Here is a 17,157-nt window from a genome sequence, read left to right as displayed (position 1 = left end):
TATATAAAGCTAATGATTCCTTATTTGACATAGTATGCCTTATACCACTCAGCAAACTTTCTAAGACCATCTCTGAGCGAAGTCATCGGGCAATAGCCGAAATCCCTTGAGAGTGCCTCCGTATCCGCATACGTCACGGGCACATCTCCCGGCTGCATAGGAACCAATTTCTTATGCGCCTCAAAATCATAGTCTATCGGAAGCACACCGGCACGCACCAGCTCCTGCTGCAGGATATCCACGAAATCCAAGAGATTCACCGGATGACCGCCGCCAATATTATACACTGCATACGGCGGGATCGGGAGCCCGTCTGCCCCGTTCTTTTTTTCAGGAGCTCCCTTCATCACACGGACAACACCTTCGACAATATCATCCACATACGTGAAGTCTCTCTCACAATGCCCATGATTGAAGATCTGGATCGTCTTTCCTGCCAGAAGTTGATTCGTAAATCCGAAGTACGCCATATCCGGACGGCCAGCAGGGCCGTAAACCGTAAAGAAGCGCAGCCCCGTGCAGGGAATGTTGTACAACTTCGCATAGCAATGAGCCAGAAGCTCATTCGACTTCTTCGTCGCCGCATAGAGAGACACCGGGTGATCCACCTTGTCATCCGTGCTGAAAGGCACCTTCGTATTCCCACCATAGACAGAAGACGAGGACGCATAGACCAGATGCTCCACACCCGGTGCGCCATCATCATACGAATGGCGGCATGCCTCCAAGATGTTATAAAATCCAAGCAGATTCGACTCGATATAGACATCTGGATTCGTGATCGAATACCGCACCCCTGCCTGCGCCGCCAGATTCACCACGATCGATGGTTTGTACCTAGCAAAGACTTCTCCAAGCAGCGCCTTATCCGCAATATTCCCATGGATGAATACCCACTGACTGGACGATAGCGCAGCGACCTTCTCCAATTCCTGCAGGCGATACTCTTTTAAAGAAACATCGTAATAGTCATTCATATTATCGATACCGATGACCGTCCCCTGTAAATCCATCGAAAGTAACTGTCTTACCAGATTTGCTCCAATAAAACCAGCTGCACCAGTCACGAGAATTGTCTTTTTACTGAGCTGAATATTCCGTTTCATTCAAGGCCTCCTTGCTAGTATGTTTTACATCATTTATACTAGTATAAATGATATGTTGAAACTATGAAAGGATGAAGTTTTTATATGTCAAATATACTTGACAACGCCATAACACAAACGCTGCACTTCGGAAAGCCGACCGCAAAAGATGCTTTCCACATCGCTCTTACAGGCACACCCGACTATATCCCACACATGGGGATTGTAGCTCTCACTGTGCATGAGCACAATAAAGACCTCCCCATCTGCTACCATTTCTTTGTCAATCATCTTCCTGAAGAAGAAAAGGCGAATCTTCAAAAGGCCGCGGCTTCCATGGACAGCCCTCTAGAAGTTCACCTGATCGACGACAGCTGCTTCAAGCCACTCCTTCTCTCTGATGGGGTAGCTGCTTTCTTCTACCGCTTTCTCGTCGCACCGACCATCGCACCAGTTGCTGACCGCGTCCTGTACCTGGATGGGGATATGCTCTGCCGCGGTTCCCTGAAGTATCTGTCCGAACTGGATTTTCAAGGAAATGCTGTCGCCGTCGTATCTGATCGCGGAGAACAAGCCAATGCAAAGCGCATGCACACCACCCGTTATTTCAATGCCGGCATGATGCTCATCAATACACGTCTCTGGATGAAAGAAAACCTCTTCGACGACATCGTCCGCCGTGCGGAAGAAAACGTCAAGCGTGTAGGAAACCGCCTCTCTCACCATGATCAGGACATCCATAATGAAATGCTTGACGGTAAAAGCCTTTATATCGACAAGAAATACAACTACCTCTACAATCTGGATCGCCACTCCCTGTTTGCCAAGCAGCCCGTCAATGAAGACTACAAAGATAAAGTCATCATTCACTTCGCCGGCCATGCCAAACCGTGGCACGACTGGGTACAGAACTGGGACGTCGTCAAAGAATACGCTGCCATTCAAAGAAAAACGCCCTGGAAGGATGTCCCCCTCGTTCCCCCAAAAGGGACAAAAAACCTCCATCAGGCTGCCCGCAGCGCCCGTATGTATGGAAACTACGGCGAAATGCTGATGTGGTACCTGAAGTACCTTGGGGCTAAACTGTAAAACATACTCCTTACCTCATTGGAAAGGCAAGACCATATACTGATACCCACAATAAACGCCCGAAGGGATACCCGTCCTATCCCCTCGGGCGTTTTACTATGCCATTTGACTATCCTTCGCCGGCATCATCCGCTATGCCGATTTCCCTCAACAAACGCAAGATGCCCCTCATACCGTTCATCACTTATCATTCCCAGCGCCCACTCGCCGGCACGGATAGCATCGCCTGCAGAAATGGCATCTATCGGCGTATAAGACCTGTCACGGATCGTATGATTCACATGATCCTGCGTGCGCGGCATATCCGTCGTCGCCAGTGCACAGGACTTCTCCCCCAGCGGATGATGGAGCTTCGCATTGCTCGGCCCAAACATCGCGATCACCGGCACCTTGCGGCTATCGAACACGTACATCGGTCCGCTGTCATTCGTAAAAGCGACTGCGCACCATGACGCCGCCGCGATGAATTCCCCCATAGAGAGCTTCCCAGCCGCCACGATGGCCTCATCTCTGCGTTTCATATGTGCTAAAGCCTTCTCTATGAGCGGCATCTCGCCAGGGACGCCAAAGAAGACAGGGCGATAGCCAAGGCGAGCGAAGTGGTCCGCCACTTCTCCATATTTCTCTGCAGACCAATTCTTCTCCGCTGTCGAGCTCCCCACAGAAAATCCCGCCAGTCTATCCCCCGGCTTTACCCCCTCTGCGGCAAAAAAAGCCTTTGCCCCCTCTTCCCATGCAGGGCAGGTATACATCTGCATCCCATGGTGGACCAAGTTTGACACACCCAAGTGCTCCAGCACCTTGACATACTTTTCTGCCGCATGACAGTCACGCCGCTCCACCAGTATTTCATCATCGATAAAAAACCGCCCCAGTGGATTTCCTGTCTCCCCGACCCACACCTTCGCCTTCATCGCCTTCGCCATGAGGAAAGTACGCGTCGTCCCATGAAGTACCATGAGAATGTCCGGATGCGTCTTCCCGATTTCTTTCCCCAGCTTCCACGTAGCGGAGACACCCATCTTTTTGCGGTCCACCGGAATGATCGTATCGATGCATGGATTATATCGGACAGCCTCTTGGAATCTGGCATCGATGACAAGCGTGATCTTAGAGCCAACAGCTTCGCGGCGAAGGATCTCCAGAAAAGGAGAAAGAGAGACCATGTCTCCGAAGTAGAGCATGTAGATGATGACGATATTTTTATGTTGTAAGCTTATCAAAATATTTTCATTAATGCCTTTCAGCATTCCCATTTTTAGAGATCTCCACTCACCACTTTTGGACTTGATACATACTGAGACAATAAATAGCCAAAGCAAGTAAAATACAGTGTAGCCACCATTTTATAATTTAAGGTATTATCAAAACAACTTTCTACCATAAATGACACAAAAAGTAACAGCAATGAAAATGTTACCTCATTGTTTGAAAAACTTTTCGCACTTCGGTATAGCCCTTTCACCGTAAGTATTAAATATGACAAATACCCAATCAGCCCAATCATTCCAAAGCATGCACCAAAATACATAAACATATTGTGGGGAAATGCAATATGTATTTCTATAACGCCGGGCCGATGATAAGTCTCCGCATACTCTTTGTTCCATTTAGTAGCACCCACGCCATAGAGTGGATGATCCCTGAACATCTCCACACTCGCTTCCCACATTTGAATTCTCTCTCCCCCCATAGCTGCATTTCCTGTACGAGAAGACTGTATTGTATATAAAACACCTCCCCCAAGAAAAGCAATCACTAAAAAAGCCACTGCACATAATTTTAATCGCTTTGCAGTTATTTTCTCCTTCATATGACATAATATCACGCCCCCTGAAATTAGCATTCCTATTGTTATCCCTAACAATGAACCCCTCGAGCCAGTCATGACCAAGAAAAGAAAAGCTGCTGCGCATTCCCCCACAGATAAAAGACGAAATGCACCTCTGGTATTTCTTGCAATATAATACAAGCATGGAATAAGCGAAAGTAACATAATCGCAAAGCTATTGGGATTTCCGTAAAAGCTATCAATTCGTGCATTGGGATTCTGAATATATTGAAAAAAAGCATATAAAAAGACAATCAACGATGCCCCACAAATTCCCCAATAACACCCCTGCGCAGAACCAAATCTCATCACCATATAATAGATCATAGCCATCGACATTGCAGATTTAAAAAATGAAAAAGTCAAACCAATATCGTCTTTATCCAACGTAAGAAGCGCGCTTAAAAAAAGACATGCAAAAAAAGATACAATGCCCCCCCATATGTCTTTATTTGTCTTTCTCATTTTCTCTTTTACGTCTTCCCAACGTATATGGTCATAATTGAGAATGCAAAAAATAACGAATAATACCATCATGGCAGTAAAATAACTTTTCATAGGAACCGTAATTGCCAATCCCAAAAACATTGCAACGATTAAGTTATTCAGCAGCATTTTATTCATTTCGACTGCCCTCCAAAATTTTCTCCCACTGCTCCCATACTCGTTCTGGTGAATATAGTTTGGCATATGACTGAGCATACTCTCCCATAACGATTCTTTTTCTTTGATCATTCATCAAGATCTTAAGACCGTTTGTAAGCGCATCTACTCCATCATCTACTAAAAGCCCATTCTTTCCGTTTTTAATAATTTCATTTACTCCACAAGTGGATCTATATCCAATACAGGGCAACCCTGCTGACATAGCCTCGACCAATGACAACCCAAATCCTTCAAAAGCACTTGGAAACACAAATAAATCTGCATTTTTATAAACTTTGCAAACTTCCTTGGTTTTCCCCATTAAATGAACCTGCTCTTCTAACTTGTGTTTCTCAATAAACTTCTTTATCAGGTTTATATATTTCGCATCTCCATCTCCCCAAAGTTGCAACTCCCAATCAGGATAATCTACAGCTACCTTTCCAAACGCCTCGACTAACAAATGTTGTCTCTTGGCTAACTTATTTAAGCGTGCCACATTTATTATAATATGTTTTTCTCGCTTTCGTCTTACATCGTACCGATATTGGTGAACTTCATTTGGAATACAAATAATATTGTCATTTTTAAAATATTTTTTTGCTTCTTCGACAGCCAAAGGCGTAAGTACCTGAACAACTCGACTTGCTTCCAGCCCCGCTTTCTCTGCCTTAGTCATATTTTTACACAAAAAATCCGGCGTACTATGAAACATAGTAACATAAGGTATATTCAAGCCTGCCCGATATAGTTGCCCAGTAGTTTCGTTATTATAGGAAACAATAATATCCGGCGAGATGTTTCTAATAATTTCCGGTAATATCTTTTTTATATATCCATTTCGATATTGTTCTTTCCAAACTCTTACATATTTCTTTCCAAAAAATCGAAACACCTCCCGAATGATCTTCGCTTGATAAGAGAGCCGCCTTTCGCCCCCCAGCACTGCCTTCAAATTAATAACAGAAACAGAAGAATTCAACGGATAATATGGGCTTCCATCATGCTCATCATTCGTCACAATAGACACACTATGCCCTCTCTCCACCATTGCATTAGAAAAATCGCATAAAATACGTTCTAGCCCTCCTGTGCAATCAGCCACATTTTCAAAGTAGGCCATAACTATTTTCATACCAAATTATTCCTTTCATTTTTGTTATATTCTGCTAAATCCCCAGTTGCAGCCTGAAGCAAGTCTTCCCATTTCCCCCAAATCACATCTGGCGCATAGGCTTTCATAGCATGACGTGCTTCTTTCCCCATTCGTTTGCGCAAGGTTGAATCATTCATTAATCTTTCCAAGGCAGCAGACAGTGCTTCTTTTCTGTTATCCACCAGAAGTCCACTCTTCTCATTTTCTATAAGCTCTGCCACCGCATGACAAGATTTTAGTCCGACTGCGGGTAGTCCAGCTGCCATGGCTTCCGTCAAAGCCAATGGAAATCCTTCCAGATGGCTCGGCATGCAAAAAACATCCGCAGAAGCATACACCTCTTCAATATTTGTGGTTGTTCCCATGATTTTTAATTGGGTATTTTCCCCCTTTTCAATATGTTTTTTTATCTGCATTCCTTTAGAAGAATGGTAATTGCCCCAAAATTCAACGCTCCAACTTGGATATTTAGATGCAATCAATGTAAACGCATCTGCCAATAACTGCTGATTCTTTCGTTCACTAAACACCCCCACGCACACGATCTTATGTGTTTCTTTCTTTTCATTATGTTTTGCGAGTCTAGTAGTTGGTTCTACCACATTTCCAATAGCAACAAAACGAGCCCCCCCTCTGATATATTTCTTGCATGTATCAATATAGGAAGGCAATAGCACCTGGATCACCTTACATTTCCCCATCGCAAAAAGTTCTGCTCCAGATAATTCCGGAATCGTTTCGTGGCATCCGGAATGAATCATCCCAATTACTGGAACTTTACATTTTGCATCATCAATTACATACTTGATAGACTGTTCTGAACACGCTACAACCACATCTGGCTTCTGTTGTAATATCATTTTTTGGATTTGCCGTCCATACAGTTTCCCTTTATATTCCGCATTGATTGCTCGTGCCTTTTTCAAGCTGAACAATCTCCAAAACTCTCGGCATGCGCGCAATCTAACCGGTAGTTTTTCAGAAATAGCTTTTTGGCCATTTTCATAAAGGATATTAATTGTTTTTACGCGATGATCCAAAGGAAAAAATGGAGCCCCTTCTTTTTGGTCAATATATAATACGGTTACTTCATGACCCCTTTTAAGCATTTCATTGGCAAACTTACAAACGACTTTCTCTACGCCACCGCTGCACTGCACCCAGTGAGTGCAAAAATGGGCAATTAAAATATTCATGAAACGCCTCCTTTGCTATACCTGATGCCCAACGATCTACGCAATAATCCTTCCCACTGCTCCCAAACCTTCTCCGCATGATACTTCTCCGCCATGCTTCTCGCTGCTTCTCCATAGGTCCGACGAAGCATTCGATCATCCATCAAGCGACCCAGCGCCTGCGACAAAGGGTCTACCCCGTCTTCGCAAAGGATACCATTCTCCCCCGATACAATGATCTCATTCACCGCCGGACAGCTTCGATAGCCGACCGCCGGAATGCCGCAGCACATTGCTTCTACTAAGGCCAATCCAAACCCTTCGTGATGGCTGGGGAATGCAAAGATGTCTGTCTCTTTCCAGACAGCATCCATATCCTTTGTCGTCCCGCAGAGGAATACCTGCTTTTCCAGACCGTACTTCTTTATTTTTGATTTGAGCGAAGCCACATAGGGCTTATCGTAGGTGTCTCCCCACAGCTGCACCTGCCAGTCCGGATGGCCTTGAGCGAGCTTGGCGAAGGCTTCGATCAGGAGATGCTGACGCTTGGTACGGCCGGTGAGGCGGCCGACGCAGGTGATGGTGTACTTGTCCTTCTTTGCGAGATGATCTGCCGTGACGTGCGGCGCGTTCACCGCATTCGGTATCGCGATGAAGTGGTCGTAGTGCAGATATTTTTTCGCTTTGGAAATAAAAGAAGGGAGCAGCACCTGAATGGCAGCGCTTTTTTCTAAAGCCTTTCTTTCCTCCGCCGGCGAGCCGCGGAAGATCTCATCCGGATCATTGTGCAGCATGGAGATCACGGGGATCTTCGTCCCCACGCCATCCAAAAGCAACCGTCCGGTGGGTTCACGGAAGGAGACGATCACGTCCGGCTTTTCTTTTTCGAGAAGCCGTGACAGCTGTGCTTTCGCCTGATAGAGCAGGCGGTAATTCTGATCTCGGGCTGCCGCTCTGGAGAAGGGGCGGATGACTTCGCGGAGCGCTTTCGTAAGTCCGCTCGGTTTCACCGCTTTCTCTCCCGGCAAGTGGTAGAGGTTCAGGAGCTTCACGCTCTTGGGCACGGCGAAGAAGGGCTCTCCCTCTGTCTTCTCATCTGCAAAGACGGCGATGACGTCGTAACCTCTTTCAGAAAGGGCGCTCGCCATTTTAGCAAAGACGTTCTCGATGCCGCCGCTGTAGCCAATGAATTTATGAAAATCTGCCAGCATGACTTTCATGGATCTCTCTCCCTGCATGATACATTTTTAGCCCGGATGCCGGCAAAAATCAGCAGAGCGACCTGCCAGCATCCCTAGAGTTTTTTCTATCATTATATCATACTCTGATAACAGGCATTTTCCGTGAAACATGCAAAAAGAAGAGCATGGCTGTCACCGGTCATGCTCTTCTTTCTCTTTGATCCCATACACATATGTAGTTGGCTGATAGAGCCGTAGCTCATCTGGAGGCCAGAAAAGCATGGGATCTTGCGAGCGATGATCTAATCCGTGCTTTCCCTGAAATAAACAGGCATCATAGGATCAGGCGCCACCCATGGATTACACCGCACGTACATGAGCCATACGATCCGAAAATAAGCGCACTACCCGCTCATCATATCCCGCACCAGCTGATACACCTTCTCCATCGGGAGGCTTGCCATCTTACATTCTTTTGTCCCCGGATGCTCTGCCAAAAGGACGTGGCTGTTGTCATTCCCATAGGGGCCGCTTCTGTCCGGAAGTGTCGGCCCGAAGAGGGCAATGATGGGAGTGTGGACGGCGTTTGCGATGTGGAGGGGGCCGGTGTCGCTGGAAATGTGAAGTGCCGCCATTTTTTCAAGAGCGGCGAGTTCTAAGAGGTTCGTCTGTCCCATAAGGTTCACGGTATACGGGGAAGGAGAGAGCTTCCGGATGGCTTCGCCCATGGGCATTTCGCCCTTGGAGCCCGCAATGACGGTGGTGATCTTGTCTTCGGCGAGTTTCCTTGCAAGCTCGCCCCAGTACTCGATGGGCCATTTCTTATAGTCACCTCGGGTGCCTGGGACGAGAAGAACGTAACGGCCTTTGACGCCGTTTGTCCGGAGAAGCATGGTGACAGTTTCCATTTCTTTTGTCAGGTCAGGGAGGGTAAATTCGATCTTGTCTGCGGGGCAGCCCAGATAGCGCATGACGTCTAAGAGCTGCTCGATGATGTGTCCGTGCTTATGGGAGCCGGAGATCGGTTTGCTGAAAAGGAAGCTGCCTTCACGTGCATCATGATAGCCGATCTTTTTCTTGCCGCCGGAGAGGAAGGAGATGAGCCCGCTCTTGGCAATCATCTGCAGGTCGATGACGAGGTCGAAGTGATGCGCATGCAGGTCTTTGCGGATCTCTCTCCAGTAGGAGAGCTGATTGATGCGTTTCCGGTCGACGAGGTAGACTTCATCGATCCACGGCTTGCCGGGAAGGATCCCCGCAAAGGCAGGATGTACGGCCCATGTGATCTTGGCATCGGGATAGGCCTTGCGCAGGGCGTAGAGGGAGGGGAGCGCGTGGATGATGTCCCCCAAGGAGCTCATTTTTATGATCAGGATATTTTTATACGTCTTTGGCATGATAGATGTCCTTGGATCCGGCTCAGCTCGCCGTATCTTGGGCGCTTTGGCGGATCGGAATGATAAAATATATGTTTATTTTATCACATTTCAGCAGCTGCTTCGATGAAAATTCCACTAAAAAGGACGCGGATGTATTCCGCGTCCTTTTGCCATAAGAGTAGATCGTTTAAGGAAACACTGATGAAATCGTTATTGGATTTCATCAGTGGATTTTTATACAGAGCGAGGAGACATTCGATGCGAACAGCGAGCTATTTAAGGAGAACGTCGACAACGCTATGTATAAAAATCCATATAAAATCTGATCCTGCGATGGAATCAGCGTTTCCCTAAGTCCATGGAACCCATTGCCTCTATTTTTCTTTTTCAAGTGCTTTCAGAAGCTCTTCGCGGCTGACGGCATAGGTGCCGAGCTTGGCGACTACGACACCGGCAGCGAGATTTGCAAGGTAAGCACTGGCCACAGGTGCGATACCGCCGGCGATGCCCATAGCGAAGACGGCGATGACGGTATCCCCTGCGCCGGAGACATCGAAGACTTCCTGCGCTTTGGTCGGAATGTGCTCGATCTCCTCCTCCCGGATGAAGGAGAGACCGGCTTCGGAGCGGGTGACGATGATGCTGCCGAGATGGAATCTTTTCATCACGTCGCGAGCTGCTTGTTCGACAGGCTGATCTTCATTGCGGATGGGATCGGGGAGCACCGCATTGATCTCCTTGAGGTTCGGCGTGATGTAGTCAGCGCCGGCGTACTTCATCCAGTTCGTCCCTTTCGGATCCACGATGACCGGCACGTGGTGCGCTTTACAGGCGGCGATGATTTTCTGGCAGTTTTCTTCGGTGCATGCCCCTTTGCCGTAGTCGGAAATGATGAGACAGTCCAGCCCCTCATCCAGCTTCTTGTAGATGCCGGCAAGGAAATGCTCCGCCTCTTTTCCCGTCACAGCGGCGGACTCTTCAAAGTCGAGACGCAGCATCTGCTGATGACCGCCGATCACGCGCAGCTTCGTCGTGGTCGGACGATCGGTCGGAATAAGGCCGGCTCCGTCAATTCCTCTGGCGCGCAGTTTTTCAAGCAGGCTCTTTCCGTGATAGTCCTTTCCCACAAAGCCTGCAATGCTGACCTGACAGGCAAGGCGCGTCAGATTGTGCGCCACGTTTGCTGCGCCTCCCAGCGTTTCCATTTCCGATCGCACGTGCGCGATCGGCACGGGGGCTTCCGGTGAAATGCGGGTCACTTCGCTGTAGTAGTATTTATCGAGCATCACGTCACCTGCGACAAGGATCCGGCACTGGGATGTGCGCGTGGCGACAAAGCTATAAAGTTCCTTCTTATCCATAAGTTCCTCAAATTCCATCATATAACCGAGCTGCCCTATCATTCTAAGGGACTCTCTATTGGCTTTATTTTATCACATTTGAAGGTTCCCTTCGATGAGAATACACGGAAAATAGCGCAGGCAGCGATCTCATAGTTGGAAAAGATGTTATACACTCTTGGGTTTTCCTCCATCAAAAAAGCATTTACGGGAGAGAAGCATAGCGCTCTCTAGTCGCCAGTCACTGATCGCATACAAAGAAAAATTCCCCGGGAATAAATCTCGGGGAATTCTTGTCATTCTTATTCTGTGATGACGGAGACGTGGACGGTGCTGGTGACCTGCTGGTGGACCCAGACCTCTACGTCATATTCACCGACGGTCTTGATCGGCGCTTTGAGGCGGATATTTTTCTTTTCGAGCTTGAATTTGTACTGCTTCTCAAGAGCTTCGCTGATGTCCTTGCCGGTGACGGAGCCGAAGATGCGGCCGTCTTCCCCGCTCTGGACTTTGATGACGACTTTGACGGCCTTGAGCTGGGAGGCCATGATGACGGCTTCGTCTGCTGCGACCTTGCTCTTGAATTCTTTCGCCTCCTGACGCTGGGAGGCGGTATTGAGGTTTGCCTTGGTGCCTTCTACGCCGAGGCCCTTGCGGATGAGCACGTTGCGGCCATACGCATCAGCGACTTCGATGACGTCGCCCTTTTTTCCCATTTTCTTTACGTCTTGCAGTAATACGACTTTCATTCTTTTTCCTCCTCTACTTGTTTACGGACTTGGGTCAGGATGACCTTTTCCGCTGCTTCTTTATTTCCATCTTTGCCCAGCTGGCAGCCTGCCACGGTGAGATGACCGCCGCCGCCCAAGGCTTCCATGACGACCTGTACATTGATCGAGCCGTCGGAGCGGGCAGAGAGACAGAGTCCATTGTCTGTGTGATAGAAAAGGAAACTGGTCCGGATCTCCTTCACGGTCACAAGGTAGTCTGCGATCTGTCCGGCGAGTACCTGAGAGTCTTCTGTCCCCTCCGGGCACTCGGCGATCGCGATATAGTTATCGATGAGCTTCATATGGGCCAGGATCTCTGCCTTGGTCTTGATGAAGTGGATGTCCTCCGCAAAGAGCCTGTGGACGAGCTTCGTATCTGCCCCGCAGCGGCGCAGGAAGCTCGCCGCGTCGAAGGTACGGACGCTGGTCTGGACGGCGAAGTTCTTCGTATCGACGACGATGCCTGCATAGAGGCAGGACGCCTCGATCTCATTCATTTCTTCATCCCCGCCGTAGTACTGGACGAGCTCGGTCACAAGCTCGGACGCCGATGAGGCGGATGGCTCCATGTATGTCAAGAGCGGCTGCCTAATGATGGAGGCCGCACGGCGGTGATGATCGATGACGACCTTTTTCACGGCTTTTTTGAGGACTTCCGGGGCTGCGACGAGCTCGGGGATGTGCGTGTCGGTGATGATAACGACGGTCTTATCCGTCATGAGTCCCTTTGCCTCGCTCTCATCGATGAGGAGCCCTTCGGCGGCACCGCTCTTCTGGATGGCATCGACCATCTTGCGGCAGGTGTCACGCTCCTTCGAGAGGACGACATGCGCCTCGACATGGGAGGCGCGCGCGAGGTGGGCAACGCCGACCGCCGATCCCAAGGCATCGAAGTCTTCATGATTATGCCCCATGACGAGCACCATATCTGCGTCTTCGATGATCTCCTTCAGCGCCTGTGCGACGACGCGGACGCGCACACGGGTGGAGGAGACGGACGTCGGCGATTTCCCGCCGAAGGCCTTCACTTCCTTCCCGAGGCGGACGATGGCCTGATCCCCGCCGCGTCCAAGGGCGAGGTCAAGGGAGACCTGCGCCTCTTCGAACTGTTTCATGAAGGAATCGCTGCTCTGGACGATGCCGATGGAGAGCGTGACCGGGATGCGGTTCACCGTATGGATCGCGCGGACTGCATCGAGGATCTCGAAATTACTCTCCATCATTTCCGCAAGTGCCTTGTGTGAAATGCACGCCACGAAATCATTCGTCGAGTACTGCTTGATGAAGCCCTCTTTCGCATTGAAGGAGGAGAGAACCTTCTCCGTGACATCCGAGAGCAGGGCCGAGCGCTCGACATCGGTGAGGTCCGCGGTGACCTCCGGCACATTGTCGATACGGATGAGGCAGAAGACCGGCCGCGCTTCATCGCACGCCTTCACCGCTTTTTCGACATCCGTGCGGTCCATGAAGTAGAATACCATGAAGTGCGTATCGTTCTTCTCTCCGGTGTCCAGAAATTTGTAGAAAACACGGAAGAAGGACTCGCCCGCATGGCACTCGAACCACCCGGTCTTGCCCCAGATCTTGGAGATCTTCTGCCCGGTGATGAGATCCTGAAAACGGACTCCGACCTCAGCTCCCTCGCCGAGCCAGCCACGGAAGACATTGTTCGCCCAGACCAGCTCTTTCTTCTCATCCATCATCGCGATGCCGACAGGGAGGTTCTTCACCGCATACACCGTACCGGCCGAAACGCCCGAGGACAGGTCATCCAGATAGCGCAGGAGCTTCTTCTCCTGTCCGTAGTCGGAGCGCTTCACGTAGACGATGACCCCGGCCACGATGATAAAGAAGAGCAGCCCCAGCGGCCAATTCTGCGTGGCAAGCAGCAGTGCGGCCAGGAGCAGGAGGCCGATCATGAGCTTCGCGGTCCTCGTATATACCCATATATCGCTCAGCATAGTTGTCTCCTTTGTTCGTTACGAAATCGGGAGGCGGCCTGTCTCACGGGCAGCACCCGCCGATTTTTTCGACGATTCTTACTCTTTATCGTACTCGAAACAGGAGAAGAATGCAAGAGGGCAGAGGGGAGGCTCTCCCCCATCGCCCTTTCGGGCAATGGATCTTTGACATCCATCGCAGACAGCCTCGAGGATAAAAGGTCTGTCCACAAACGCCGCCCCTCATGCCACTAATGAGGAACGCGCCGCCATGGCTAAAAGCTCGATCCATGCACCGAAAGAAAGCGAGACCCTCTATCCCGCCTCACAAAGAAAAAAAGCCCCATAAAAAGGAGCCCTCCTCTGCCTAAGATTCTTTGTTTATCGGTGATCGCACGGGAACGGGAAAACGGGTCTATGCTATATCAATACGTGCTTGGGGAAAGACATATTTCATCGCAGGAACCTATCTTGCCTGTATTTTCATGCACCGCTTCGTCATCTTTCTTCTTACAAGCCCGTTATCCGCGTCAGATGATTCCCTGTCCCCTGATCGCCAGTTTCGTCAATTTTTCGAGCACGCTTTCCAGCGAACCCTCATTCACCACGATCTCGTCTGCCGCCTTGCGATAGAGAGTGATGCGCTCATGGTAAAGCGTGTAGACTTTCGCACTGCCTTCGGCAAGAAGGGGGCGGGTGCTGACCCCTACATCGCCTGCGATGTCTTCGGGGCGGCGGTCGATGAAGTAAATGGTGCCGGTCTTTTTCAGTCGCTCGATATTGACAGCGCGCTTCACGACGCCGCCGCCGGTCGCAATGACGAGGCTTTCCCTTTTTGCGAGGGCTTCGATGGTGCGTTCTTCGGCATCACGGAAGCAGTCTTCGCTCACGGCGAAGAGCTCGGGGATGCTCTTTCCTTCTTTTTCTTCCAAATAGGTGTCGGCATCCACGAAGGAGCGGTGCAGGGCTCCGGCCAGTGCGCGCCCCAGTGTGGATTTCCCGCAGCCGGGCATGCCGATCAGGATGATATTTTTCATGAATGCTCCTTTGGGAAAATGGGCTAAGGATTAGCCTCTCGGGGCGTGCTGCCCCTTTGATTGCGAATGAAAGAGGTTCAGCGGGCTCTATAGGTTCAAGAGGTTCAAAGGGGCTGGTGCGGCGCATAAAAATATAGAAGCGCCGCGGAGGTTTGAAACCAGCGGTTTTCTCGTATCGCAAACCTAATCCCTAGCTACCAATCCCTAGTCACTCATTCCTGCCTTCAAACTTGTAGTGGCGGCTTCGCCGCCATGTTAGATGATGGTATTCTCGTATCGTCAGCCTTCCCCTCGAGAGGAAGGTGCCCCGAAGGGGCGGATAGGACACAGGCGGCATGAAAGACAAATGAGAAAGAATGCCACCCAGTCTCCCAGTCACTAGTCACTCATTTCTTCTGCGATCTCTTCTGCGATGCGATCGGGGATCTCTCTTTCCAGCCAGATCTCTTCCGCCGCGATGGCCTGTATGACGAGCATGTACATGCCATTGGCCTTGTCCGCATGCGAAGCGTCATGGAGGAGGCGGGTCTCCTTCGGGTTGTAGATGATGTCGATGACCTTGGAGAAATGCCGGGCGGCCTCTTCGGAGATCGGTGAAACGCCGACCTTGGGATACATGCCGACCGGGGTGGCGTTCACGAGAAGTGCGCCTTCTGCCTCTCTTTCAAAAGCGGCGTAGTCCATGAGACGGACGCGGCGCTCTTCTGCAAAGGAGCGGAGATCGGAGTCCACCTTCTCCGGATGGCGGGAGATGACGCGGATCTCTGCTGCGCCTTCATCATAAAGGCACTGGATGATGGCGCGCGACGCACCGCCGTGACCGAGGACGACGGCGGTCTTTCCATTGACCTTGGCATCGATCTTTCGGAGCGTTCTTTGGAAGCCGAAGTAGTCGGTGTTGTATCCCACGAGCTTTCCGTCTGTCCTGGCGATGGTATTCACCGCGCCGATGGTCTTTGCTTCCGGGGAAATGTCATCCAGAAAGGGGATGACATCGAGCTTGTAGGGGATGGTCACATTCAGCCCGTCTGAGGCGGTGAGGGTATCCCGCAGTATTTCAGCGAAGTGGTCCTTGGGGATCTCGATGAGGTCGTAGCGCCCGGGGATGGACAGCTTGTGAAATAGTTTTTCGTGAATTACAGGAGAAAGGCTGTGTTCGAGCACTTCTCCGATCAGTCCGAGTTTCATAAAAATCTCCTTGGGGTTAGCAGGTTCTACGGGGGCAACAGGTTCAATGGGAAGGCGGCGGCTTCGCCGAGATCCTTCGGCTCAGTGCTCCACATTCCGCACACGACTTTTCTAACAAACGACATTTGACTCCGCTCAGGATGACGAAAAGGGACGAGGCCCGAAGATCTGCGAGGCATCGGGTTTCCTGTTTGAGGCTTCCCCATCGGCCGCCTGCCCGCGAATGACAAAGATTTCTCGCTTCGCGCGAAATGACAATACGAGGTGGAGATGACGTCTCCCAGCCACTATCTCTTACACGACGGATAATTTCCCAGGATCTTGAAGTACGTGCACATAGAAGCGAGCCCGTGGAGTGTCTGTGCGTTGGATGGGTCGTGGATGCGGCCTTTGACGTCGATGTGGAAGAAGTACTCGAAGGGATGGCCTTCCATGGGACGGGACTCGAGGTGCGTCATATTCATGCCGCCGTAGAAGAAGTAGCCCAGGACGTGGTAGAGCGCGCCCGGCTCATGCTTGACGGAGATGACGAGGGTGATCTTGTCCGCATCTTCGGTGATCTCCATCTTCGGGGCGATGATGAAGAAGCGGGTGTAGTTGCTCTGATTGAAATAAATATTTTCCGCAAGGACGGAGAGCCCGTAGAGGCGGGCTGCGGTGCGGCTGGCGACTGCGGCCTGGTTCTTCCTGCCGTCTTCGGCGACGCGCTCTGCACTCCGAGACGTGGAGAAATACGGCTCGAGCGTCCAGTCTCTGTGCTCATTGAAGAAGGGACGGCACTGACGGAAGCCCTGCGGATGGGAATAGACGGTGTCGATGTCGTCCAAGGTCGCGCCGGGAATGCCAAGAAGGTTGTGCTCGATCTTCACCATCTGCTCTCCGACGACGGCACAGTCGTATTTCTGGATGAGGTCGTAGACTTCGGTGATGCCGCCGGTCGAGGAATTCTCGATGGGGAGGACCCCGTAGTCGATGGTGCCGTCTTTCACGGCTTTCACGACGTCTTCAAATAAAGGGAAATAGGATTCTTCCCGTTCTTTGCTGCCGAATTGCTGCTCCATGGCCTCGTAGGTGTAAGAGCCTTTCGCGCCATAGCAGCCGACTTTGAGTGTATGTGTCATAGGATGTCTCCGAAAAAAAGGTGCTGTCTTCAGGGTTAGCCCGTGGGGCGTGGTGCTCTTTGATTGCGGGTGAAAGCTTCGCTTGAATGAGAAATGGTGGTGCGGCGCATAAAAATTAAAAGTGCTGCGGAATTTACGCGCCGTTGTCATCGGAAGCGTAGCCGAGGGTCTTTCCTGGCACTGCGGTCAGTATCACATAAGAACTGGCAGGGAAACGATG

General features: G+C 50.4%; 14 protein-coding genes. 1 reads left to right on the top strand and 13 read right to left on the bottom strand.

What is annotated here, in order from left to right:
* Window positions 1–20: 20 nt before the first annotated feature.
* Window positions 21–1,106: an NAD-dependent epimerase/dehydratase family protein gene (locus tag ACGG9R_RS00495; RefSeq protein WP_390150200.1), complete on the bottom strand. Its 1,086-nt coding sequence runs from the start codon at window positions 1,104–1,106 to the stop codon at window positions 21–23.
* Window positions 1,107–1,190: 84 nt separating this feature from the next.
* Between ACGG9R_RS00495 and ACGG9R_RS00490 the strand changes: the two genes are divergently transcribed.
* Window positions 1,191–2,174, top strand: a complete 984-nt coding sequence (locus ACGG9R_RS00490; RefSeq protein WP_390150197.1) for a glycosyltransferase family 8 protein — start codon at window positions 1,191–1,193, stop codon at window positions 2,172–2,174.
* Window positions 2,175–2,299: 125 nt separating this feature from the next.
* Here ACGG9R_RS00490 and ACGG9R_RS00485 read toward each other — a convergent pair whose 3' ends face one another.
* The 12 genes from ACGG9R_RS00485 to pheA all read right to left on the bottom strand — a co-directional run bounded on the left by ACGG9R_RS00485 (window position 2,300) and on the right by pheA (window position 16,937).
* Window positions 2,300–3,397, bottom strand: a complete 1,098-nt coding sequence (locus ACGG9R_RS00485) for a glycosyltransferase family 9 protein (RefSeq protein WP_390150194.1) — start codon at window positions 3,395–3,397, stop codon at window positions 2,300–2,302.
* A gap of 35 nt (window positions 3,398–3,432) precedes the next feature.
* Window positions 3,433–4,629: an O-antigen ligase family protein gene (locus ACGG9R_RS00480; RefSeq protein WP_390150191.1), complete on the bottom strand. Its 1,197-nt coding sequence runs from the start codon at window positions 4,627–4,629 to the stop codon at window positions 3,433–3,435.
* Window positions 4,622–5,785: a glycosyltransferase gene (locus ACGG9R_RS00475; protein WP_390150188.1), complete on the bottom strand. Its 1,164-nt coding sequence runs from the start codon at window positions 5,783–5,785 to the stop codon at window positions 4,622–4,624. Before ACGG9R_RS00475 ends, ACGG9R_RS00480 begins: the two co-directional genes overlap by 8 nt.
* The gene (locus tag ACGG9R_RS00470; protein ID WP_390150186.1) at window positions 5,782–7,002 is read right to left on the bottom strand and encodes a glycosyltransferase; all 1,221 of its coding nucleotides are present in this window, start codon (window positions 7,000–7,002) and stop codon (window positions 5,782–5,784) included. Before ACGG9R_RS00470 ends, ACGG9R_RS00475 begins: the two co-directional genes overlap by 4 nt.
* Complete coding sequence (locus tag ACGG9R_RS00465; RefSeq protein ID WP_390150183.1) at window positions 6,999–8,201, bottom strand: glycosyltransferase; 1,203 nt, start codon at window positions 8,199–8,201, stop codon at window positions 6,999–7,001. The genes ACGG9R_RS00470 and ACGG9R_RS00465 overlap by 4 nt, the downstream gene beginning before the upstream one ends.
* A 365-nt stretch (window positions 8,202–8,566) precedes the next feature.
* Window positions 8,567–9,559 carry a glycosyltransferase family 9 protein gene (locus tag ACGG9R_RS00460; RefSeq protein ID WP_390150181.1) on the bottom strand — a complete coding sequence of 331 codons (993 nt, stop codon included), beginning with the start codon at window positions 9,557–9,559 and terminating at the stop codon, window positions 8,567–8,569.
* Between the two features lie 356 nt (window positions 9,560–9,915).
* Window positions 9,916–10,923, bottom strand: a complete 1,008-nt coding sequence (gene rfaE1 / locus ACGG9R_RS00455; protein ID WP_390150178.1) for a D-glycero-beta-D-manno-heptose-7-phosphate kinase — start codon at window positions 10,921–10,923, stop codon at window positions 9,916–9,918.
* Window positions 10,924–11,183: 260 nt separating this feature from the next.
* Window positions 11,184–11,630, bottom strand: coding sequence for a 50S ribosomal protein L9 (gene rplI, locus ACGG9R_RS00450; RefSeq protein ID WP_390150175.1), 447 nt, complete (start codon window positions 11,628–11,630; stop codon window positions 11,184–11,186).
* Window positions 11,627–13,612, bottom strand: coding sequence for a DHH family phosphoesterase (locus ACGG9R_RS00445; RefSeq protein ID WP_390150173.1), 1,986 nt, complete (start codon window positions 13,610–13,612; stop codon window positions 11,627–11,629). Before ACGG9R_RS00445 ends, rplI begins: the two co-directional genes overlap by 4 nt.
* 509 nt (window positions 13,613–14,121) lie before the next feature.
* Window positions 14,122–14,628 carry a shikimate kinase gene (locus ACGG9R_RS00440; RefSeq protein ID WP_390150171.1) on the bottom strand — a complete coding sequence of 169 codons (507 nt, stop codon included), beginning with the start codon at window positions 14,626–14,628 and terminating at the stop codon, window positions 14,122–14,124.
* A 378-nt stretch (window positions 14,629–15,006) separates the two neighbouring features.
* Complete coding sequence (locus ACGG9R_RS00435) at window positions 15,007–15,816, bottom strand: shikimate dehydrogenase family protein (protein WP_390150168.1); 810 nt, start codon at window positions 15,814–15,816, stop codon at window positions 15,007–15,009.
* A 287-nt stretch (window positions 15,817–16,103) separates the two neighbouring features.
* Window positions 16,104–16,937, bottom strand: coding sequence for a prephenate dehydratase (gene pheA, locus ACGG9R_RS00430; RefSeq protein WP_390150165.1), 834 nt, complete (start codon window positions 16,935–16,937; stop codon window positions 16,104–16,106).
* Between the last annotated feature and the right edge of the window lie 220 nt (window positions 16,938–17,157).

The sequence above is a fragment of the Dialister sp. i34-0019-2H8 genome (genome assembly GCF_042846925.1).
In the GTDB taxonomy this organism is placed as follows: Bacteria; Bacillota; Negativicutes; order Veillonellales; family Dialisteraceae; genus Dialister.
The sequence above is the reverse complement of the archived record's forward strand: the minus strand, read 5'-3'. Positions and strand labels throughout refer to the sequence as shown.